General features: G+C 60.8%; 22 protein-coding genes. 14 read left to right on the top strand and 8 right to left on the bottom strand.

Annotated elements, in window-relative coordinates; all coding sequences use genetic code 11:
* Positions 1 to 16 precede the first annotated feature (16 nt).
* The 9 genes from HZ994_05840 (at position 17) to HZ994_05800 (ending at position 12141) form a co-directional block, all read left to right on the top strand.
* On the top strand, positions 17 to 1363 hold the full coding sequence (locus HZ994_05840; GenBank protein QTN31870.1) for an ABC transporter permease subunit: 1347 nt from the start codon (positions 17 to 19) through the stop codon (positions 1361 to 1363).
* Positions 1360 to 2946: an ABC transporter permease subunit gene (locus tag HZ994_05835; protein QTN31869.1), complete on the top strand. Its 1587-nt coding sequence runs from the start codon at positions 1360 to 1362 to the stop codon at positions 2944 to 2946. Before HZ994_05840 ends, HZ994_05835 begins: the two co-directional genes overlap by 4 nt.
* Positions 2946 to 5087 (top strand): ABC transporter substrate-binding protein, encoded by a 2142-nt coding sequence (locus HZ994_05830; protein ID QTN31868.1) that lies wholly within the window; start codon positions 2946 to 2948, stop codon positions 5085 to 5087. The genes HZ994_05835 and HZ994_05830 overlap by 1 nt, the downstream gene beginning before the upstream one ends.
* Positions 5084 to 6064, top strand: coding sequence for an ABC transporter ATP-binding protein (locus HZ994_05825; protein ID QTN31867.1), 981 nt, complete (start codon positions 5084 to 5086; stop codon positions 6062 to 6064). The genes HZ994_05830 and HZ994_05825 overlap by 4 nt, the downstream gene beginning before the upstream one ends.
* Positions 6061 to 7101, top strand: coding sequence for an ATP-binding cassette domain-containing protein (locus tag HZ994_05820; protein QTN31866.1), 1041 nt, complete (start codon positions 6061 to 6063; stop codon positions 7099 to 7101). The genes HZ994_05825 and HZ994_05820 overlap by 4 nt, the downstream gene beginning before the upstream one ends.
* Positions 7102 to 7163: 62 nt before the next feature.
* Positions 7164 to 7985 carry a hypothetical protein gene (locus HZ994_05815; protein QTN31865.1) on the top strand — a complete coding sequence of 274 codons (822 nt, stop codon included), beginning with the start codon at positions 7164 to 7166 and terminating at the stop codon, positions 7983 to 7985.
* A gap of 126 nt (positions 7986 to 8111) precedes the next feature.
* Positions 8112 to 9170, top strand: a complete 1059-nt coding sequence (locus HZ994_05810) for a host attachment protein (protein QTN31864.1) — start codon at positions 8112 to 8114, stop codon at positions 9168 to 9170.
* Positions 9171 to 9291: 121 nt separating this feature from the next.
* A complete protein-coding gene (locus HZ994_05805) occupies positions 9292 to 10503 on the top strand; it encodes an MFS transporter (GenBank protein QTN31863.1) in 1212 nt (403 codons plus the stop codon).
* A 96-nt stretch (positions 10504 to 10599) separates the two neighbouring features.
* A complete protein-coding gene (locus HZ994_05800) occupies positions 10600 to 12141 on the top strand; it encodes a hypothetical protein (protein ID QTN31862.1) in 1542 nt (513 codons plus the stop codon).
* Between the two features lie 395 nt (positions 12142 to 12536).
* Here the strand turns inward: HZ994_05800 and HZ994_05795 are convergent, their stop codons facing one another.
* Positions 12537 to 12869 (bottom strand): hypothetical protein, encoded by a 333-nt coding sequence (locus tag HZ994_05795; GenBank protein ID QTN31861.1) that lies wholly within the window; start codon positions 12867 to 12869, stop codon positions 12537 to 12539.
* Positions 12870 to 12934: 65 nt separating this feature from the next.
* Entirely contained in the window at positions 12935 to 13765 is an 831-nt protein-coding gene (folP, locus tag HZ994_05790; protein ID QTN34326.1) for a dihydropteroate synthase, read from the bottom strand.
* Positions 13766 to 13853: 88 nt separating this feature from the next.
* Between folP and HZ994_05785 the strand changes: the two genes are divergently transcribed.
* The 3 genes from HZ994_05785 to HZ994_05775 are packed head-to-tail and all read left to right on the top strand — an operon-like array spanning position 13854 to position 16271.
* A complete protein-coding gene (locus HZ994_05785) occupies positions 13854 to 14363 on the top strand; it encodes a DUF5069 domain-containing protein (GenBank protein ID QTN31860.1) in 510 nt (169 codons plus the stop codon).
* 57 nt (positions 14364 to 14420) lie between these two features.
* Entirely contained in the window at positions 14421 to 14981 is a 561-nt protein-coding gene (secG, locus tag HZ994_05780) for a preprotein translocase subunit SecG (protein QTN31859.1), read from the top strand.
* A gap of 18 nt (positions 14982 to 14999) precedes the next feature.
* On the top strand, positions 15000 to 16271 hold the full coding sequence (locus tag HZ994_05775) for a rhomboid family intramembrane serine protease (protein QTN31858.1): 1272 nt from the start codon (positions 15000 to 15002) through the stop codon (positions 16269 to 16271).
* A gap of 97 nt (positions 16272 to 16368) precedes the next feature.
* Here HZ994_05775 and HZ994_05770 read toward each other — a convergent pair whose 3' ends face one another.
* Genes HZ994_05770 through HZ994_05755 form a run of 4 tightly spaced genes read right to left on the bottom strand, consistent with a single transcriptional unit; the run spans position 16369 to position 19457 of the window.
* Positions 16369 to 16791 (bottom strand): hypothetical protein, encoded by a 423-nt coding sequence (locus HZ994_05770; GenBank protein QTN31857.1) that lies wholly within the window; start codon positions 16789 to 16791, stop codon positions 16369 to 16371.
* Between the two features lie 48 nt (positions 16792 to 16839).
* A complete protein-coding gene (locus tag HZ994_05765; GenBank protein QTN31856.1) occupies positions 16840 to 17400 on the bottom strand; it encodes a heme-binding protein in 561 nt (186 codons plus the stop codon).
* Between the two features lie 41 nt (positions 17401 to 17441).
* Entirely contained in the window at positions 17442 to 18230 is a 789-nt protein-coding gene (locus HZ994_05760; protein QTN31855.1) for a triose-phosphate isomerase, read from the bottom strand.
* A 30-nt stretch (positions 18231 to 18260) separates the two neighbouring features.
* Positions 18261 to 19457 (bottom strand): phosphoglycerate kinase, encoded by a 1197-nt coding sequence (locus HZ994_05755; GenBank protein ID QTN31854.1) that lies wholly within the window; start codon positions 19455 to 19457, stop codon positions 18261 to 18263.
* A 102-nt stretch (positions 19458 to 19559) separates the two neighbouring features.
* Here HZ994_05755 and HZ994_05750 point away from each other — a divergent pair, with 102 nt between their 5' ends.
* Positions 19560 to 19790: a hypothetical protein gene (locus tag HZ994_05750; protein QTN31853.1), complete on the top strand. Its 231-nt coding sequence runs from the start codon at positions 19560 to 19562 to the stop codon at positions 19788 to 19790.
* A 23-nt stretch (positions 19791 to 19813) separates the two neighbouring features.
* Positions 19814 to 20182, top strand: coding sequence for a type II toxin-antitoxin system death-on-curing family toxin (locus tag HZ994_05745; protein QTN31852.1), 369 nt, complete (start codon positions 19814 to 19816; stop codon positions 20180 to 20182).
* 24 nt (positions 20183 to 20206) lie between these two features.
* Here HZ994_05745 and HZ994_05740 read toward each other — a convergent pair whose 3' ends face one another.
* Positions 20207 to 21349 (bottom strand): Gfo/Idh/MocA family oxidoreductase, encoded by a 1143-nt coding sequence (locus tag HZ994_05740; protein ID QTN31851.1) that lies wholly within the window; start codon positions 21347 to 21349, stop codon positions 20207 to 20209.
* A 121-nt stretch (positions 21350 to 21470) separates the two neighbouring features.
* A complete protein-coding gene (locus tag HZ994_05735; GenBank protein QTN31850.1) occupies positions 21471 to 22283 on the bottom strand; it encodes a sugar phosphate isomerase/epimerase in 813 nt (270 codons plus the stop codon).
* Positions 22284 to 22286: the final 3 nt, after the last annotated feature.

The raw sequence follows: 22286 nt of genomic DNA, 5'->3' as shown, positions 1-22286 counted from the left end.
CTGTCGCCCCCGACGAGTGAAGAGCTATTTCCTACGAAGATTCCTGCTGATCCCGCCCACGTTGCTGGGGATCACCTTCCTGGTCTTCGCGATCACCCGTTTCGTCCCCGGCGGCCCCATGGACAGGATGCTCCAGCAGGCGGCGGGAAGCGCGGATGGCGGCGGTGGGAAAAAATCCTCCGGCGAGTCCGGCGGCGGCCTGAGCGAGGAGCAGATGGAAGAGCTTGAGGAGCAGTTCGGCCTCGATAAGAGCATGCCCGTGGCCTATCTGCAGTGGCTTGGCGCGTTGCCCCGCGAGGTGATGCTTTCCAAGGGCGAGTTCGGAGAGCAGGGCGACGATGTGATCGGCGGCGGCGGCGACGATCCGGACAACACCGCGACCTTGGTTCTTCGCGGGGACGGGCGGCTGGTGGAGGTCAGGAAAAAAGGGGAGGGGATTGTTTCCGCGAAATACCGGCTGAGCCGCATGAGCATCCTCGGGGATGGATGGAAGTTGCGCTACGAGGACGAGAACATGCGGCAGGAGAGGTTTCTGCGTCGCAGCCTGCCCGGTGCGGAAGTGCCCAGCTACTCGCCTCGCGTGGTCGCTTTCAAGACGGAATTCAGCGGTATCCTCCAGGGCGATCTCGGGAGATCGACCGTGTACAACGATCCGGTCTGGACGATGATCCTGGAGCGCGTCCCCGTCGCCCTCTACTTCGGCCTGCTCACGGCCATCATCACCTACGCGGTCTGCCTTCCGCTCGGGGTCGTGAAAGCCCTGAAACACCGCACCTTCATCGACAGCGCCAGCTCCATCCTGATCTTCATCGGCTACTCGATCCCGGGTTTCGCTCTCGGCGCGATCCTGCTGGTCCACCTTGGCGCCCGCATGAACCTCTTCCCGCTCTTCGGCCTGACCAGCCCCGGTTTTTCGGAAATGCCGCCGTGGGAGCAGGCCAGGGATCTCGCACACCACACCGTGCTGCCGCTGCTCTGCTACCTCGTCGGCTCCTTCGCGATGCTGACCATGCTCACGAAAAACAACCTCATGGACCAACTCTCCGCCGATTACGTGCGCACGGCCGTTTCCAAGGGCGTGAGCTTCCGCAAGGCGGTCTTCGGCCATGCGTTCCGGAACTCGATGATCCCGGTCGCCACAAGCGCGGGCAGCCTCATCGAGATTTTCATCGGCGGCTCCATCCTCGTCGAGACGGTGTTCGACATCCAGGGCTTCGGGCTGCTCCAGTACCAGGCGGTGGTCGCTCGGGACGTGCCGGTCATCATGGGCACGCTGACCATCGCCGCGTTCCTGATGCTGTTAGGAAAAATCCTCTCCGACATGATTGTCGCCATGGTTGACCCCAGGATCAAATTCAAATGAGCAAGCGATCCATCGCCATCTTCATGTTCCTGCTCGGGCTGCTTGCGGCCTTCGGGGAGCTGTTCGGCATCGACTTCCCCACAGCCCGCTGGTTCTTCGAGTCCAGCCGTGATGTGCCCTTGCTAAAATGGGATCTCGGCAAGGGGGAGTTCCTCTGGTTCGGCTGGCTCAGCTCCGCGATCCTGGTCTGCGCGGGCTCCTTCATGCTTGTGAAATCTTTCACGGGCGGCCCGCCGAATCCGGTGGCTTTGCGCAGGGCGAGGCGTTTCCGGGAAATCAGGCGCGGATACGTCTCGCTTTTGATCCTGCTTGGCCTGGCCGGTTTCGCATCGCTCGATCAGATGGTGGTGGGCAAGGAGGCGCTGGCCGTCCGCTACGAGGGGAAATGGTTTTTCCCCGCCTTCACGCCCAAGCCCTACAAGGGCTCCGATTTCGGCATCGGTGGCGAGTTGGAAGACGCCCCGGTGAACTACCGCAAGCTGAAGAGAGACTTCCGGAAAAACCAAACCGGGGGTCGTGTCATCATGCCCCTCATCCCATTCGGCTCCACCGATGACACCCTGCCGCCCCGCTCCCGTGCGCTTGTCGAGAAGCAGGGCGTCCATCACGAAACCGGTAGCAGGAAACCATACTTCGGTCTTGCGGCGAGATACCACGACATCGAAAAAGGCGACCTCCACCTCCGCTATACCATGCGCAACGGCAAGTTGAGTGGAGCTGTTGACGGCTGGGATGCGCTTGGCGAGAGGGTCTATACCGCGGAGTATGCGAAAGGTGAGAAGGTGAAGGAGAAATTCAGCGGCGAGGGCACGGTGGAGGATTTCCTCGCCATCGAAAGCGGCGAGATCAGGGCGCTCAAATACCATCCTTCCCCGCCCATCCTCGGCGAGTCCGAGAAAAACTGGCTGGGCACCACATCGCAGGGATACGATGTGCTGGCCTACCTCTACGGCGGCCTGCAGGTGAATTTCAAGGCAGCCCTCATCTTCCTGCCCATCGTCTATCTCGTCGGCATCGTCATCGGGATGCTCATGGGATACCTCGGCGGGTGGTTCGACCTGGTGATGGACCGCGTCATCGAGATTTTCTCCAACATGCCCTTCCTGTTCGTCGTCATCATCCTGTCGAGCATGGTGCCGGAGCAGTTCAAGGGGCTGCCCGTCATCCTCACCATCCTGATGCTCTTCGGCTGGATGGGCATCACCTCGCTGATGCGCACCGCCGCCTATCGCGACAAGGAACGGGACTACATCGCCGCGACCCGCGTGCTCGGAGCAGGCACCCCCCGCATCATTTTCCGCCACCTCCTGCCCAACACCGTCGCGATCATCGTGACGCTCGTGCCCTTCACCATGTCCTCGCTGATTTTCTCCCTCACCGCCCTGGATTACCTCGGCTTCGGCCTCCCGCCGGAATACGCCACATGGGGGCGCCTTCTCAACGACGGGCTCTCCAACCTCTCAGCCCCGTGGCTCGTCTCCTCCACCTTCTTCGTCCTCGTAGGCCTGCTTGTCCTCATCACCTTCATCGGCGAGGCTGTCCGGGAAGCATACGACCCGAAAAAATTCAGCTATTACCGTTGATGAAATCGCCCCTCAAAATCCTTCCCATCGCCGTAGCCGCCATCGCCTTGGCCGGTTGTGGCAGCGATGAGGTTAAGGCGGTGCGGACTTCCGGCTTCGAGGATTTCATCCCGCAATACAACCGCTACATCAAGGCATGGCTCTTGGAGCAACAGGAGCGAACATCGGAGAGCATCCGCGATGCGGAGCGGGGCATGCTCACCGCCGAGGGCGAAGCGCGCGAATCTATCGAGAGGAAACTCATCAACCTGAAACGCGAGGAGGAAAAATGGGAGTTTCGCCTCGGCCTGGGGGATTATTTCCGCTTCGGCGATCCTTCGGAAATCCCCCAAGACCTCACTTGGGAGGATGGCATGGAGCATGAGGAGATCGGCGATCCGAGGGCGAAAAAAGGCGGCACCATGCGGATGTTCATCCCCACCTTCCCGCCCACTCTCAGGCCTTTCGGGGACAATTCGAACAACGGCTTCCGAGGCACCCTCTACGACGAGATCGACATGCCGCTCGTCGGCCTGCACCCGAAGACCATGGAAATGATACCCGGCATCGCCCGGCAATGGGCCGTCTCCGCAGACGGCCGGACCGCGTATTTCCGAATCGACCCGGATGCGCGCTACTCGGATGGCGTTCCGGTCAAGGCTGCCCATTACATCTTCGAATCCTACCTGCGGATCTCCGACGACATCGTCAATCCCTATGCAAAGCAGTATTGGAAAGAGGAGATCGCGGGCTTCGTGGTCTATGACGAGCACACCCTTTCCATCTCGCTCCCTGAGGCGAAGCTTTACGCTCCTGCCATCGCCGGTGGCCTGAGGCCTTCCCAGCCCGGGTTCTACAAGGACTACGGCCCGGATTTCACGGAGCGCTACCAGTGGGTCTTCCCGCCTACGACCGGAGCCTACGAGGTGCTGCCGGAGGATGTGGTGAAAGGCGTCTCCATCACCCAGACCCGCGTAAAGGACTGGTGGGCGAAGGACAGGAAATACTACAAACACCGTTTCAACCCCGACCGCATCCGCCACGTCGTCGTCCGCGACGAGTCGAAGGCCTTCGAGCTCTTCCGCGCCGGCGAGCTGGACACCTTTTACCTCACACGCCCGAACTACTGGTACGAGAAATCCGAGGTCGATCCGGTCTTCAACGGCTACATCGAGCGATACACCTTCTACAACCAGTACCCCGCCCTGCCCATCGGGATCTACCTGAATGTCACCGCGCCGCTCCTCGATGACCTGGACGTAAGGAGAGGCATACAGCATGCGATGAACTGGCAGAAGGTGATCGATGTGATCCACCGGGGCGATTACAAGCGGCTCGATGCCTTCAACCAGGGCTACCTCCTCTTCAGCGATCCCACGATCAAGGCTCCCCGCTATTCCGTATCCGCCGCCCGGGCCGCTTTCGCCAAGGCCGGTTTCACCCGCACCGGCCGCGACGGCATCCTTGAGAGGCAGGATGGCAAAAAGCTATCCGTTTCCGTCAGCTACCGGGCGAGGCCGGACTATGACAGCATGTTCGCGATCCTGCGCGAGGAAGCGAAGGCCTGCGGCTTCGACCTGCGGCTGGACTCCAACGAATCTACGGTGGATTACAAGAAATCCATGCTAAAGCAGTATGAGATGAATTTCACCGGCTGGGTGATCACCCCGCCGGTTCCGGATTACCACCAGTTCATGCATTCCTCCAACGCCCGCGACGAAAGGGGCAACATCAAGCCCCAGACCAACAATCTCTTTGTCTGGGGACGGGACGACACCGACCTTCTCTGTGAGAAAGTCCGCAACGCCCGCACCGTGGAAGAGCTGCGCGATGCATCCGTCAAGCTCCAGCACATCATCCACGATGAGGCGATTTTTGTCCCGGGTTACACGGTGGACTTCGTGAGGCTGGGCTGCTGGCGCTGGGTGCGCTGGCCGGATTGCGAGGAAACCCGTTTCTGCCCGCCCATCCTCTACGAACCCTTCGAGGCAGCCGTTCATTGGATCGACGAGGGCATGGAAAAGGAAACCCTGGAGGCGCGGCGCGATGGCAAGAGCTTTGGCGAGGTGAACCGCATCTTCGACGACTACCGGTACAGCGTCTCCGACCAAGAACCCGGACCTACCGAAGAACCCGCAGAGGAAACGGAGGTGCCCGAATGAGTTCCGGAAACCTGCTTGAGGTGGATCGCCTCATCACTTCCTTCGAGACCGAGCGCGGCCTGCTCCGCGCAGTGGATCAGGTTTCCTTCAATATCCCCTACGGGAAGACCGTCGGCATCGTCGGCGAGTCCGGCTGCGGGAAAAGCGTCACCGCCATGTCCATCATGCGGCTCCTTCCCCAGCCCTCCGGAAAAGTCCTCGGCGGCGAGATCCACTTCAAGGGCGAGGATCTCCTCCACGCCAGCGACAAGCGCATGCGCGAGGTGCGCGGCGGCGAGATCGGCGTCATATTCCAGGAGCCCATGTCCGCCCTCAACCCCGTCCACCGCATCGGCAGGCAGGTCGCGGAGGTTTTCCGCATCCACAAGAAACTGTCCAAGAAAGATGCATGGGATGCAGCCACGGAAATGCTGGCCCTGCTCCGTATCCCCGCCCCGGAGAAACGGATGATGGACTACCCGCACCACCTTTCCGGCGGGATGCGCCAGCGCGTCGTCATCGCCCTTGCCCTCGCTTGCCGCCCGGATCTCGTCATCGCCGACGAGCCGACAACCGCCCTCGATGTCACCGTCCAGGCGCAGATCCTCGATCTCCTCAGAAACCTCCAGAGCGAGATGAACATGTCCGTCATGCTCATCACCCACGACCTTGGCGTCATCGCGGAAACCTGCGATGAGGTCGTGGTCATGTATGCCGGCCGCGTGGTCGAGAGCGCACCGGTCGATGAGCTTTTCGGCAACCCTCTCCACGCCTACACCCGCGCCCTGCTGCGCTCCATCCCCACCCTCGACACCCCGCCGAAATCCGTCCTGCCGACCATCCCCGGCACCGTCGCCGGCCTTGCGGATCTCACCCATGGCTGCCGCTTCTGCCAGCGCCTCGGCCGCAAGATGGAGGCCACCCGCGAGCGCCCGAAATTCAAGGAAGTCCAGCCGGGGCACCGGCTGGAAATCTGCAAGGAATGTTCCGACCTATGAGCGATTTCCCCATGCTGCAAGCCAACGACCTGCGCGTGCATTTCCCCGTCCGCAGCGGCCTCCTGCTCCGCCAGACGGGAGCCGTGAAAGCCGTGGACGGCATTTCCCTCGAACTCGCCGCCGGTGAAACCCTCGGCCTTGTCGGCGAGTCGGGATGCGGGAAATCCACCCTCGGCAAGGCACTCGTCCGCCTCCTGAGGCCCACCTCCGGCAGCATCCATTTCGAAGGCAGGGATATCTCCCAGATCGGCCAGCGCGCCCTGCGCCCGCTGCGCCGGGATTTCCAGATGATCTTCCAGGATCCCTCCGAATCCTTAGATGCCAGGATGAGCGTCCGCTCCCTCATCGAGGAGCCCTTCCGCATCCACAAAATGGGTACCCGCCAGGAGCGGAAAAAATGGGTCGATGAGCTGCTAGACACCGTCGGCCTCTCCCGCGCCGCCGCAGAGCGCTATTCCTTCGAGTTCTCCGGAGGCCAGCGCCAGCGCATCGGCATCGCTCGCGCCCTCGCGCTCAAGCCCAAGTGGTTGGTATGCGATGAGCCGGTTTCCGCCCTCGATGTCTCCGTCCAGTCGCAGATCCTCAACCTCCTCGTCGATCTCCAGAAGGAATTTGGCCTCTCTTACCTTTTCATCGCCCATGACCTCTCCGTCGTAAAGCACATCAGCGACCGGGTGGCCGTCATGTATCTCGGGAAAATCGTCGAGCTTGCCGATTCGGAAACCATCTACCGCGATCCGAAGCATGCCTACACCAAGGCGCTTCTTTCCGCCGTCCCCATCGCCGATCCCAAGGTGAAGCGCAAAAAAATCCTCCTTGAAGGCGATGTGCCATCACCCATCGACCCACCCGCAGGCAGCGCCTTCGGACACCGCATCAAGCACACCCGGTACGATGAGACGATAGGCATGGATCTCTCCCTCCGCGAGATCGCCCCCGGCCACTGGGTCGCCGCAGATCCCTGCTGCCTGGAGCCGGAGGATTGGAAAATGATATCCGCTCGGAGCCGCGCTCTGCAGAGCGCGAGCACAGCATAAATCGCGGGCGTCTCGCTTTCTGGAGAACGCGCCTCCGCCGCCAGGCATCCTCATTCATCCCGATGAAAAACCTCCTCCTCTGCGTCATGCTCTGCGTGATTTCCTCGTGTTCCTCTCCGGAGGATGAGCTCGCGGAAAATGGCGGCCACTCTTTCCTGCTGAGCGTTCAGGGACGCGTGGATGACGACGGCAACAGATTGCCGATCGCCGAGCAGGAGCTTGACCAGGCGATCCGGGCAGTCGAGGGACGCCTCGGAGACATGGGCTTCGCCAAGGTGCTGGTGACACGCGAGGATGTGGGCAGATTTCGGGTCATGGTTCCCGGTGTGGATGCCGAGGAAGCCGCGCGAATCTCCGCCATACTGGGAAAACCCTCATCCCTCGGCCTTCACGGAGTGAGCCCTCGGAACGACGAAACCAACGCCGGCGGAGTGACCCTCGCCCAGCGCGTCCACGACGGCGACGAGATCGTCCCGGGCTTCCGCGCCTCTACGCTCAAGGGCAAGGACGCGGACGGCATCGATTGCGAAACGCCCATCCTCATCAGCCGCCGCAAGGCGCTGGGCGTTGAGGACATTGCCAACGCCTCGCTCTCTCCCCACCAGCCGGATGCCGTTGACATCACCCTCAGCGCCAGCGGGACCGACAAGATGATCGCCTTCACCCAAAACATGCGCCCCAGCCTCGACCGCATCGCCATTGTGCTGGACGGTGAGGTCATCACCGCACCGGTCATCATGCAGGCACCGCTGGGGAAAAATTTCATCATCTCTGGCCTCGATAAGCCCGGGGAGGCGAAGTCCCTCGCCATCTCACTGATGCATCCCCTTGATAACCCCCTGAAAGTCAAGGAAGTGCGCCGCATCCAGCCTGCCGGCAAGTAGCGCCCCGCTGGTGGGTAAAAGCATGAAAAATAATTCACGATTTCATTTGCGTATGATCCGTGCGATGTATCTTGTCATGCTCACCGGCACCCGTGCATCGGGGAAACCCCGGAGGGCGCTGCAGAAATGAACCAACTATCACTGAAAAAGCACCTCATCGCCCTTGCCACGCTGCCCGAGACGGAGTCCCCGGTCATCAGCGCCTATTTCGATGCCGGCCTCCCGCGGCAGGAGAACCGCATCCGCCTCAATGCCTGGGCCGCGCATGTCCGGCATTGTTTCCGCGGAACCCAGCTCCGCGATTTCGACGATGCGCTAGAGGAGGTCTCGGCAGCGCTTGAGATGGTCTCCGGCGGGATGAGTGCCGCCATTTTCTGCCGCTGGGGGGAGACTCCCATGGTGCTGCCGCTTGTCCTCAAGGTGCCGCTTGAGCCGCAATTCCACGCCCGCACCGTACCTGTGATTTTTCCGCTCGTGGAGGCGAAAGACCGGTTCCACCGCTTCGTGCTCGTGGTCTCTTCCTCGGAGAGCGCACGGGTCTATGAAATCAATCTCGGCGATGCCTCCGAAGCCCTCCTCGCGGAGCGCCCCGAGCTGCGCGAGCGCCTGGGCCGGGAATGGACGCGAGAGCATTACCAGAACCACCGCAGGGAAAGGGATGGCCGTTTCGTGAAGGAGAAAGTGGCAGTCATCGAGAGCCTGATGGCGAAGCGCGGGCACAACGCCCTGGTGCTCGCCGGCGAGCCGCGCTTCATAAACCGCCTCCGCGAGCAGCTTCCCAAACATCTCCAGTCGCGCATCGCCGGGGAAATCCATGGTGGCGTAACGGACTGCGCCATCAACCATGTCGTCCAGCAGTCGGTCTCCGTTTTCCTCCAGCAGGAGAACATGGAAAGCCACGATACCGTGCGCCGCCTCGAATCGGCGGTTCTTTCCGGCGGTCTGGCGGTGCTCGGCTATGGTCCGACCCTGCGGGCGATCGAAAGCCATCAGGCGGATCAGCTGGTCATTTCCTCGGATCTCCCTACATCGGATCGCGAAAGGCTCGTGCATCTTGCCATGAAACAGGACATCCCCGTGGAAACGGTGCGCAACAGCGAGACGCTGGCGCAAAACGGGGGCGTCGGATGCTTGCTCAGGTACCTCATGCCCGATAGCGGTTCAGCCCTCCTCAATGCAGTCTGAAGCGCGCGGGACATGATTTCACAAATGATCCGGATGCCTTCCCGCAGGAGTCCGCGAGCGGGATCAATCCCGCCGCCCTTTCGAGTTGCTCCCGGATGGCAGTCCGGGGCAAATGTAGCGCGTGAGCGTAGCATCCGGGCCAGCAGATCCGCAGCGCGGCATGATCGCCGACCTGCGGCTTTTGCCACGGCCTTTCTACCTGCTCATGGCGGGGTCTTTCATCAACCGCTTCGGCCACTTCGTCATCCCTTTCCTGGCGATCTACCTGCGGCAGCTCGGGTTTGAGCCGAAGGTCACCGGCTATGCGCTGGCGGCGTATGGCGCGGGTGGGTTTTTCGCATCCATCCTTGGCGGCTACCTTGCTGACAGCATAGGCCGGAAGCCGACCCTGCTCATTTCCACCTTCGGCGCGGCCGCCACAATGATGCTCCTCGCCTTCGCGAAATCCATGCCGGAATTCGTCGCCGGAGCCTTCCTCTCCGGGCTGATGACCAGCCTTTACTACCCGGCCAGCAGTTCGCTGACGGCGGATCTGATCGGAAAGGAACTCCGCGTCCGAGCCTTCGCGGTGCAGCGTCTCGTCATCAACCTTGCCACCGCCCTCGGCATGATGACCGCCGGGCTGGTCGCGGCGACGTCCTTCCTCTGGCTCTTTGTCGCGGATGCGGCAACGACGGTCATCCTCGCGCTCATCATCCTTTTCGGCCTCCAGCGGGGGATAGGCAAAAAGGCCGTCTCGAACGCCGGCTGGAGTGCGGCGATTCCCGTGATAGCAAGGGATGCGCCTTTTCTGCGCTCGGTCTGTGCATCGTTTCTGATGGCCTGCATTTTCTGGCAAACCGGAAGCTCGCTAGGCCTGCAAGTCACCGAGGGCTCAGGCCTCGATGAGAAAGCATACGGTTTCCTCCTCGGCCTCAACGGCCTGCTGATCGTGCTTTTCGAGCTCCCCCTGACCAACTGGACCCGCCGCCACGATGCCCAGAAACTCATGGCCGCAGGTTATGCGCTCATGGGTTGCGGCCTCGCACTCCTCGCGCTTGGCTCCGGTGCCGCCATGCTCGTCCTCGCCATGGTCGTGCTGACCGTCGGGGAGATGGTTTCCTCCCCCGTGGCCAGCAGCTACGTGGCGAACCTCGCGCCCGACGAGATGCGAGGCCGCTACATGGGATTCAGCGCCTTCAGCTGGAACATCGCCGCCGGTGTCGGCCCCATGGCCGGGCTTTGGCTATACGGAATGAGCCCGGGATTGCTCTGGGTGTCATGCGGGATCGCAGGGCTCGCGGCGGCATGGCTCATTGTGATCCGCCCGAAACCTGTGGATAAGCGCCTGTGAACAACATGTGGACGGCGTGTGAACAACCCGTTTCCTTGCTGAAAAACCCTTACGGCAGGCTGGTGTCGGCCAAGCGGGGCGGTTAATAACCTGTGCATGGGTTCGTGGGAAACGGCTGTTGGGATTCTGGAAAGAGCGGTGAAAGCCGGGGTGGGGGAGTTCGTGGTTTGCGGCGGCGCGCGCAATGCGGTGCTGCTGGAGGTGCTTTCGAACATGGAGGAGGCCGGGAAGGTCAAGGTCTGGAGCCATTTCGAGGAGCGGTCGGCCGGGTTCTTCTCCTTGGGCAGGACCATGGCGACGGGGAAACCCTGCGCGGTGGTGGTGACAAGCGGCACGGCGGTGGCGGAACTTTTGCCGGCTGTGGTCGAGGCGTTTTATCAGGCGAGGCCGCTGGTGCTGGTGACCGCGGATCGACCCGCAGGCTTTCGGGAAAGCGGAGCGCCGCAAGCCATCGAGCAGGTTGGGATTTTCTCCACCTATGCGACGGATGACTTGGAAAACTGGGATGGAAAGCGGCCGCTGCATCTGAATGTGGCCCTGGAGGAGGGTTTCACGATAGTGGAAACGGATTTCGGGGGCCTTGATGTCGGGGGGTTCACCGTGGATTTCGGGAAACCGAACGTCGGCGGTCTCGCGAGGTGGATACGGGAGCGGACGATGGGCGGTCTGGTCGTGATGATCGGTGATCTGGAACCGGCGGAGCAGGAAGAGGTTTTCCATTTCTGCGAGGATCTCGCCGCACCCGTGGTGGCGGAGGCGACGAGCGGGCTTCGCGAGGCGCTCCAACATCTCGCCGTGATCTCCCCGGACGAGGTGCTCAAAGCCGCCCCCCCATCGAAAGTCCTGCGCCTGGGCGGGGTGCCAAGCGGTAGGTTCTGGCGCGATCTGGAGGACATGCCCAAGGTTTCGGTATGGTCGGTTTGCAGGAACGGCCTGCGCGGCCTGGGGCGCGAGTCCGAGGTCGTCCGTGGATCATTGGAAAGGATTTTGCCCGCGATGGGCGAGATGGAGGAGATCGGCGACAGGGCGGAATATTTGGAAGGAGCGGAAGGCAGGGGCGAGCGCATTGAGGAGGCGATCGAGGCATTTCCCGACAGCGAGCAGGGCTGGATGAGGACGCTTTCCGTTTACGCATCGATCGCCGGAAGCGTCTATCTCGGCAACAGCCTGCCGATCCGCGAGTGGAACACCTGCGCGCAGTGGGAGAAGCCTGTCCGCACAGTGCGCGCGAACCGGGGAGCCAACGGCATCGACGGACAGATCAGCTCATGGCTCGGTGCCAGCGCGCACGAGGCAAACGCGTGGGGCATCTTCGGCGACCTCACCGCGCTCTATGATCTCGCAGGCCTGAAAATGCTCGGCCAGGTGGTGACGAAAGGCCGCGTCATGGCCGTGATCAACAACGGCGGCGGACAGATCTTCGGCCGCGTGCCGAGGCTTTCAGTCATGGGTGAAAAAGCCAAGGCCTGGATGGCAGCGGAGACACCTGTGGATTTCAGCGCCATCGCCAAGGCATGGGGCATGGACCATTTGCGAGTGACCCGCGCGGACGAATTCGACGGCGCGGGCAGCGATGGGAAGGCTGTGCTGCTGGAAATCATCCCCGATGCGGGGCAGACGAAGGGCTTTTCCGCATAGGAAAATTGGATTCGCCTTCGCAAGTCCGTTTGCCCCGAGGGTTGAAGAGTCCTGCGGACAGGAAAAGCAGCCCAAGGACATGGGTTGGGAAACGTATGGGCTTGTTTTCTGGAGCCGAAGTCTGTTGCTCCGCGCATTGCGCCAAATGGAATGACACCCGGATGAAAACACTCGCCGGGATCATGTGCCGAACAAGCAAGGAAGAGTGCTTGGAAAGCTGCCGCCAGGCTTATCCGCGCCGTAACCCAACCACTATTTGCCAGACAAACAAGAGAGAATCCATATGGGAAACGGAGTTGCTCCGGGTGTTTGGGAAAACAGCGGGCAAACCGAGGCAGGCGGTTCACCTGTCGGCGGCTTGTGTGGCAGCAGTCCTGGGATGGACGGAGAGACCGTCATTCGGGTGAGCCCCTCCTGGGGAACAGATCCACGTTCGGATCCACGAAGTCCGGCTCGTGGTTCTTCGCGTAGTTGAAGAGGTGGCGGTGCATGTATTCGAAGTAGGTTTCCTTCTGCCCCTTGTTGAGGCGGTTCCAGATGCTGATGTTGAGGGCGCGGCAGACCTTCTGCATCATGGCGAGGGTGAGTTGGCGTCCTTTGCGGGCTTTCTGGACCTGCTTGTGGTTGAGTTGCTCGGGGGATGCCTCGACGAGATCGTGGTTGGTCAGCGCCCATGTTTCCATGAGGGCATCAAGGGGCTGGGTGCCGTGTTCGCGCGGATCTTCCATACCGCTTGTCTAGCCGGGCGGGGTGGAAAGTCAAAGGCTGAAAGAACACGAGGGACGGCTCCCCATCATTCGATCGCTTCCGCGACATGGAGGGCGGCGAGATTGGCTTTCACATCATGGACACGGTGCAGCATGATCCCCTGGCGGCGTGCGAGGGCGGTGATGGCACAGGTCGGCGCATCGCGTTCCGACGGTTCGCTGGCAGCGGTGATTTTCGAAAGGAATGATTTGCGGGAGATTCCCAATAGAAGCGGGCGGCCCAAGGGCGCGAGGGTGGGGAGTGCGCGAATCAGGGCGAGGTTGTGTTCCAGGGTTTTTCCGAAACCGATGCCGGGATCAAAACAGAGGCGGGCGGGGTCTATGCCAAGCGCGGTGAGTGTTTCGAGGCGTTCCTGGAAAAACGAGCGGACTTCTCCCACGACGTCGGAGTAGCTTGGGGAGTCCTGCATGTCGGCGGGGGTGCCCTGCATGTGCATCACGACAATGCCGCAGCCCGTGGGGGCGCAGATGGCGGCCATTCCGGGATCGGCGGTGAGGCCGGAGACATCGTTGATGATGTCCGCACCGGCGGCGAGGGCTTCGCCTGCGACGGCGGCTTTTGTGGTGTCGATGGAGATCAGTCCGTCCCATTCCGCGCGGATTGCACGGATGACGGGGATGGTGCGGCGGATTTCCTCATCGGCGGAAACGGGGAGAGCGCCGGGTCGGGTGGACTCGCCGCCGATGTCGATGATGGCGGTGCCTTCGGAAATCATTTTTCGGGCATGCTTGAGGGCGGCGGAGGGCGCGTCGAACTTCCCGCCGTCCGAAAAGGAGTCCGGGGTGGTGTTGAGGATGCCCATGACCTGTGCACGGGTGCCGAGGTCGAGGTTGCGGCGCTTGGTTTTCCAGATCATCTTGCTGCCGGAGACTAGGTGCAAAACGGCGATGGGTAAGTGGAAAAAAGCGTTGGCATTTGTGGCGAGGGGCTTCCATGTTCCGCGCATGAACTGGAACGATACATTCATTGCCACCTTCGAACGCTGCGCGGAAGCCTACCGGAAGGGCGAATTTGATTATGAAACGGGCTACACGCAGGGGGAGCTGGATTTCCTCGAAGGCATCGGGTATCGGAAACGTGAGTTTTTCGATTTCATCGAGGATTTTGTGGATGGCGGGGAGCCCTCCGTGAGCACGGCGCTGCTGGTTGCGGCGGTGCGAAGGGATTACTTCCTGGTGGAGCAGAAGGGCGAGAGGAGCGGCAAGGAGATCTCCAGGGACGAGCTGCCGGCGCGCGGCGATGAGTTCGAGGGGATCGCCTACCTGCCGCGCATTCTCGTGAAAGCCCGTGCCAAGCTGCGCGGCGAGCTGGATCCGGATACGATGTTCTGCTGCGGCGGGGACAGGAATTTCCTCGCCCGCAACGGCGGCATCGCCCCGGCGGATTTCCTCCGCCACGTATGGGCTTCGGGGGGCGAGGACGCAAAGGTCGCCGCCTGGATCCGATCGCTTTGAAAAACCGGAAAGTCCCTGCTTTACAAGGCGGGGGCTGATACCCATATTCCGCCGCCCATGATTTTCGCTGACATCAACTGGCTCAACATTAGCATCAACCTCCTGCTGGTTGTCTTCGTCATCGTCTGCCTGCTCATGGCGCTCCTCATCCTCATGCAGCGCCCGAAGCAGGAAGGCCTCGGCGCGGCGTTCGGCGGTGGCGTGACGGATCAGGTCTTCGGTGCCCGCACGACCAACGTGCTGCAGCGCGGCACGGTTTACCTCGGCTCGCTGTTTTTTATCCTCGCCCTGACTCTCGCGATCCTCATCGGCAAGCAGTCCAAGCAGAAATCCCTGTTGGAGGATCCCAAGGATGCGGTGGCCGAGGCGAAAGCCGCTGAGCCGGCACAGCCAGAGGAGCAAGTTCCCGAAGTGCCGAAATCTCTCGTTGAGGAGCTTCCCGCCGAGGAAGCGCCTGCACCGGCCGAGGAAGCGCCTGCACCGGCCGAAGATGCGCCTGCACCGGCCGAAGATGCGCCTGCACCGCCCGAAGATGCGCCTGCACCGGCCGAGGACGTTCCGGTTCCCGCTCCTGATGCACCGGCAACAGAGGGAAACAACGCGGACAAACCTGAGTAAGCTTGCCGCTTGCAAGGTGTGAACGCGGACGAACTGGACGGCAACGAGGAATTGGATCAGCCGGTCTGGGCGCGCGAAGAGGCGTTTCCCGAAGCGGGTGAGGGGTATGGCTGGGTGGACCGCAAGGGGCGCAGGCATGAGTGCGAGACTTCCGAAGCGCTTTCCAATACCATCCGTGAGGACAAGGACAGTGCGGTCGACCTGGTCTGGACTCCTGAGTCCGCCCGCTGCCGCGTACCTGAGGAAATCGCATGCCTTGAGGAATCGGTCCGGGAGGTCAGGGCGCGCTGGGCGAGCGATGATCTCGCCGATGCCTGGCAACGGGTGAAGCTCTTCGGAGGCGGACTGGTTGCGCTGGTTGCATGGATGTCCTTCCAGATTTGGCTGACCTTTCCCGGCTTTGAGAGAGCCAACGCCGTTTCCCTGGATGTCATGCAAAAGGCGGCTCTGTTGTTGAAAGGTCTTTCTTCATCTGCGGCGGTGGGCATGGTGCTCCTGGCTTTCCTGGTCTTCGCATTCATCCCTTGGTATCAGGCGCAGAAGAGGTTGCGGGGTATTTCCCGGGCATCGTGCGGCCATGCGTCCAGGGTTCCTGTGATCCGCTTCGAGACCTGGCTCCATTTTCAGAAATCCCCCATCACATGGGTCATCATGGCTGTCATCTCGCTCGTGTTCATCGCGCAGGTCATCCATGACAGATCTATCATCGGATTCCACGATTCTGTGCAGAAGGCGGGGCTTGTGAAAGGCGCATACAGGGGTGGCGAGTATTGGCGGCTCCTCACGGCTCCCATGCTCCACGGCGGCATCGTCCACTTTGTGATGAACGCCCTCGCTCTGCTTTACCTCGGAAAGCGGCTGGAGGTTTTTGCACGCTGGCCGCATGTGCCGATGGTTTTTGTTTTTTCCGCTCTCGTCGGCGGCGAGGCCTCCGCCCGTCTTCTTGACGCTCCCTCCGTGGGTGCTTCCGGCGGACTCATGGGCTGGCTCGGCTTCCTGCTGGTGTTTGAAACACTGCACGCAAAGCTCGTTCCCAGCAGTGCGCGCAGGCGTCTCGTAGGCGGCGTGGTGATGACTGCGCTGATCGGCTTGGTGGGATACAGGTTTATCGACAACGCCGCCCACTTCGGCGGCCTGCTAGCCGGCATGGCCTACGCAGGGATAGTTTTCCCCAAATCCATTTCAGTCCTACGCCCGAAGATGAACCTGACAGACAAGCTGATCGGCACGGCAAGCATCGCCGCAATTGTGGCTGCCGCCATCATGGCTGCCATGAAAATGACGGGGTGATTGGGCAGGAAAAGTGGAGGTTACCCAAAACCTCGTAGCTACCTCATCATCGTGAATATGAAGCGGTGGCGGGACAGAAGCGAAGTTTTCAGTATCCTCACTGCTTTTCCCGCAAGCGCTCCTCAGGATCATCGCGCCACATGAAAAGCGCTTTCAGGACATCCTTGAAGTCGTTGCGGAGCTCGTGGTGCTCGCGCTGGATTTGGACGGCTTCCTTGCCTATCTCGTCCGGGTTGGGCTTGGTTGGACGGCTGGTGGCCGAAGGGTCGGACTCGGGGAGAGGGAGTTGGGATTCAAGCCTAGAAAGGAGGTTGATAACATCTGCGTGGATCCGCTCCACGTGGTCGCAGAGCATGGATGCCTGCTGGGATAGGTGATCGGCATCGGGCGCGAGGCTGGTCCCTGCGGCTTTCAGCTTGAGGCCGGAGGCGAGGTCGCGGACTTTTGCGCTGAGATCGATCCAGGAATGGTTCAGATCCCTGTCGATTTCCTTGAAAGTGTCGTGAAGATTATCGCTCATGATCTCGTAATATGCAGGGAATCCGGGTGATGACAACCGGGGATGTTGTCACGGCTTGATGCGCTGCCAGATTTCGTTGCGGCGCATGAACTCGGGTGTCCATGGAGGATCGTAGAAGGCGAAAAACGTCGATCCCATGGGCTTGAGTTTTTTTTCCGAAATGAGTTTTGCGAGGGCTTCTGCTCCCTGTTTTCGGTTATCCGGTTTGTCCCATCCCTTGAAGCGGAGGACTGCGTAGGTGCCGCCGATGATCTCGGTGACTTCCACCCCTTCACCATCCGGTGCCGGTGCGCCTTTCTCAGCGACTTCCGCTGGTATCATGAAACTCATTTTCCCCGATGAGGCGGCCTTGTCGTTTTTTTCATCCATGAAAACCGGGGAAGTCATCGCGATCTTCTGCTTTGCCTCGTTTTCCCCGCTGATGTATTTGAAAAGCTTGCGGAATGATTGGTCGCGTTTCCCCATGTCTTCCATCGGCGCGGAGACGACTTTGATCGCCTCGTATTTCCGGACTTCGAAATTTCCGTCTTTCTGGATTGATTCGTATTTCGGTTTCTCGATCGCGCAGGACGAGAGGATGCCACATATCAAAATGAAAAGAGCCTTCATGGTGGTGAAGGCTCGATTAGGAAAACAGAACATCAAACGAATTATTCGCTGGTGCCGTTCTTGATGATCTCCAGGAAGGACTGGGGATCGAGGGCTGCACCGCCGATGAGGGCGCCATCGATGTCCGGGCAGGCCATGAGTTCGGCTGCGTTGCCGGGTTTCACGGAGCCGCCGTATTGGATGCGGACTTTCGCGGCCGGTTCGGAGCCATAGAGATCGGAGATGAGGGAGCGGACGAAGGCATGGGCTTCCTGCGCTTGCGCGGAGCTGGCGGTGACGCCGGTGCCGATGGCCCAGACGGGCTCGTAGGCGATGACGATGTCGGAGAGGTCTTTTTCGGAGACTCCCTTGAGACCGTCGGTGACCTGGGTGCGGAGGACGGATTCGAGCTTGCCGCCCTCGCGCTCGGCGAGGGTCTCGCCGATGCAGAAGATCGGCTTGAGGTTTGCCTCGCGGGCTTTCTTGATCTTCGCGTTGATGGTGGCGTCCGTTTCACCGTAGATGGCGCGGCGTTCGCTGTGCCCGAGTATGACGTAGTGGACGAAGAATTCGCGCAGCATCAGCACGCTGACCTCGCCGGTGTAGGCTCCGGAATCGTATTCCGAGCAGTTCTGCGCGGCGATCTGGATCGCGTGGGCGTTCTTGCCGGGGTTCGAGTTGTGGAGCAGGTCGGCGAGCTTCGGCAGGGAGGTGAAAGGCGGCGCGATGACGATGTCTGCGGGGAGGTTGAAACCTTGGGTCTTGGATAGGAACGATTTGATGAAGTCTTCCGTTTCGGAGGCTCCCTTGTTCATTTTCCAATTGGCGGCGAAGATCGGCTTGCGGGACATGGTGTGGTGAGGTTTGGGGTGAGAGATGGATTACGCTTCGCTAAGCGCTGCGACGCCGGGGAGGGTTTTGCCTTCGAGGAGTTCAAGGGAAGCACCGCCGCCGGTGGAAATGAAGGTCATTTTGTCGTCGAGACCGAATTTGTTCACTGCGGTAACGGAATCCCCGCCGCCGACGATGGTCACGGCATCTGATTTCGCCATCGCCTCGGCGATCGCCTTGGTGCCGTGGGCAAAGTTCTCGATTTCAAAAACCCCGACCGGGCCGTTCCAGATGATGGTCTTCGCCTTTGCGATTTCAGCCTCGAATTCCTTGATGGCGACATCGCCGATGTCGATGCCCTCCCAGCCTTTTTCAACCCCGCCGCCCTGGCCGTAGATGCCGGTGACTTGGGTGGTTGCGCCGTCCTTGAACTCCTGGGTGATGCGGGTATCGGATGGAAGCAGGAACTCGACGCCCTTTTCCTTGGCCTTCGCGAGGATGCTGAGGGCGAGGTCGAGCTTGTCGGACTCCACGCGGGAATCGCCGGTCTCGTAGCCCTGGGCCTTGCGGAAGGTGTTCGCCATGGCTCCGCCGATGAGGAAGGCGTCGGCCTTTTCCATGAGGGCGGTGATGACCTGGATTTTGTCGGAAACCTTGGAGCCGCCCATGATGACGAGGAAGGGACGTTCCGGATTCTGGAGTTTCACCTCAAGGTATTCCAGCTCGCTCTCGATGAGGAAACCCATCGCTGAGACGGGGATGAATTTTGTGACTCCCTCCGTGGATGCGTGGGCGCGGTGGGCGGTGCCGAAGGCGTCGTTGACGAAGATCTGCGCGGTGCCGGCGAGTTCCTTGGCGAAGGCCGGGTCGTTCGCTTCCTCTTCGGCGTGATAGCGGGTGTTTTCGAGGACGAGCACCTGGCCTGGCTGGAGGTTTTTCCTCATCTCCGCAGCTTCCGAGCCGATACAATCGGGGGCGAGTTCCACATTCTGGCCGAGGATTTCGGAAAGGCGCTTCGCGGTCGGTGCGAGCGAGTATTTCGGATCCGCCTTGCCGTCGGGGCGTCCCATGTGGGAGCAGAGCACGAGCTTTGCGCCGCCTGTGAGGAGGTGCTTGATGGATGGGACGGCTGCCTGGATGCGGGTGTCGTCGGTGATTTGGCCATCCTTGAGCGGGACGTTGAAATCAACACGCATGAGGATTTCCTTTGAGGAAACATCGAGGTTGCGGATGGAAAGTTTCGGCATGGGCGGGGTGATGCACCAGCGATGCCATAGTGTCAAGGATCGGCTAGACGCGGCTGGAAAGGGAGAATTGACAGATAGGCATGTAATACGTAGTTTTACGGTATGATTAAGAAAATCACGAAGATCGGCAACTCGCAGGGGATCATTTTCGACAATACGATTATGGAACTCGCGCGGCTGAAGACGGGGGATGAGGTGGATCTCAAAATCCATCCCACCGGGGCGATCACCATAATGCCCATGAAGCAGACGCTGATTGAGGCATCGACCGCATCCGAAACAGCGAAGAGGCTAATCGGAAAGAACAGTGAACTCTTCAGGCGTCTGTCGTGAGCGTTCCTCTGAAGCATCCAACGGTGGAAGCGGTTCTTGCCATTCATGCCCAGGTTCTGGCCGCTCACGGCGGTGGAGAAGGAATCCGTTCGATGGAACTTCTGGAGTCCGCTGTCGCGGCACCCCAAGCGACGATGATGGGTGCGCCGATGATCAGCGAGCCGATCGAGGTGGCGGCTGCTTATCTTTTCTACCTGTGCAGCAACCACCCGTTCGTGGATGGGAACAAGCGCATGGCTCTTGCCACGTGCCTGGTTTTCCTGAGTGAGAACGGGTTGCTCGAAAACGAGGAGTTGGACGTCGATGCGTGGGAAAACCTGACTCTCGCGGTGGCGGCCAGCCTGCTTTCCCGGGATGAAATCACCGCCACGCTGAGGAAGCTGCTGGAATAGGGAGACGGCGACCGGAGATCGCCGCTACTTGGGCACGTCCACCCAGCGCCCTTCCTCGTGTGATTTGATGGAAAGCTCGGCGAGCTGGACGCCTTTTGCGCCTTCGCGCAGGGTCCATTTGAATGGCTCGTCGATGGCGACGTGCTTGAGGAACATTTCCCATTGGATCTTGAAGGCGTTGTCGAAGTTCAGCTGGTCGGGGACTTCGGTCCAGTTGTCGTAATAATTGATCGGGGAGTCGATGTCCGGGTTCCAGATCGGGCGCGGGGTGACGGATTGGTGCTGGGCCCAGCATTTGCGGAGGCCAACGATGGCGGAGCCTTCGGTGCCATCGACCTGCATGGTGAGGAGGTCGTCGCGGCGAACGCGGACATTCCATGAGGAGTTGAACTGGCAGGTGACGCCGGTGTCGGTTTCGAAAATGGCGTAGGCGGAATCGTCGGCGGTGCAATCGAAGGGTTTTCCCGCCTCGTCGAAACGCTCGGGGATATGGGTGGCGGCCTTGCAGAAGACGCGGGTGACGTTTCCGAAGAGGTTGTCGATGACGTAGCGCCAGTGGCAGTGCATGTCGACGATCATGCCGCCGCCGTCCTCGGCGCGGTAGTTCCAGGAAGGGCGTTGGATGGGCTGGCCCTCGTGCTCGCCGGTGAAGACCCAGTAGCCGAACTCGCCGCGAACGGAGAGGATTTTTCCGAAGAAGCCCTGCTCCTTGAGGAGTTGGTATTTGCGGATGCCGGGCAGCCAGAGCTTGTCCTGGACTGTGCCATTTTTCACTCCGGCCTTCTCGGCGACTTCTGCGATGCGGAGGGCTTCGGAGTAGAGGACGGCGGTGGGTTTCTCGCAGTAGATGTGTTTCCCGGCGGCGATGGCGCGTTCGAGGAAAGGGATGCGGTGGGGGGTGCCGGAGGCGTCGAAGAAGATCTCGTTGTAGGGATCGGCGAGGGCGGCGTCGAGATCGGTGGTGAAACGTTCGACACCGTATTTCGTTGCGAGGTCGGAGAGTTTGTTTTCGTTTCGGCCGGTGAGGATGGGATCGGGGATGAGGCGGGAGCCGTCGGGGAGGAGGATGCCGCCCTGGTCGCGGATCGCGAGGATGGAGCGGACGAGGTGCTGGTTGGTGCCCATGCGTCCGGTGACGCCGTTGAGGATGATGCCGATTTTTTTCATAAATTTTAAATTTGAAACTTTAAACTCGAAGGCAGTGTTTTAACCGCGAATGAACGCGGATTTTCGCGAATGATTAGGGAATATCTGGAATGGATTCGTGGAAATTCGCGTGTATCTGTGGTTAGAGATCTTTGGTAGAGGCGAGGATTTTTTGGAGGAAGTCGTGTTGGTTCATGGCCCAGTATTTGCGGGAGAAGATTTCGACTTCTGTGAGGCCGGTGAAGTTGGTTTTGCGGATCATTTTGAGGATGCGCGGCGTGGCGTTTACGCCTTCGCCGGGGAGGCCGCGGTCGAGGAGGGGGTGTTCGAAGTCGGGCTTGAACTCGCAGATGTGGAAGGCGAAGAGGTGGCCGTTGAGGGCGCAGGTTTGGATTTCTGTTTCGAGGTTCGTTTCCCACCAGACGTGGAAGGTGTCCACGGCGATGCCGACCAAGGGGTGGTTGATGCGTTGGGCGAGGAGGTTTGCGTCGCGCATGGAGGCGACGGCGGAACGGTCGCCCGCATACATGGGGTGTAGGGGTTCGATGGCGAGCTTGACGTTTGCGGCCTCGGCGGCGGGGAGGATGGCACGGATGCCTTCCTCGATCTGGTCGAGATTTTCCTCCGGGGATTGTCCGGGTGTGGCGCCGCAGACGAGGACGATCATGGGGAGGCCAAGGGTTTCGGCTTCGTTGAGGGCAGCGAGGTTTGTCGGGATGGCGGATTGGCGCTCACCGATGGTTTTCCCGGTGAAGAAGCCGCCGCGCACGAGGGAGACGGGGGTGAGTCCGGAGTCAGTGAGGTGTTTCCTGACGGCTTTCAGATTTTCGCCGGCGATGGTTTCGCGCCAGATGGAGATGCCGCCGATGCCGGCGCGGGCGTAGTTCTCTATGCATTCACCGATGGCCCAGGGTTGGTTCGTGAAGGTGTGGATGGCGAGCTGTGAGGGCGTCATGCG

Source organism: Akkermansiaceae bacterium (assembly GCA_017798145.1).
Classification (GTDB): domain Bacteria; phylum Verrucomicrobiota; class Verrucomicrobiia; order Verrucomicrobiales; family Akkermansiaceae; genus Luteolibacter.
The sequence above is the reverse complement of the archived record's forward strand: the minus strand, read 5'-3'. Positions and strand labels throughout refer to the sequence as shown.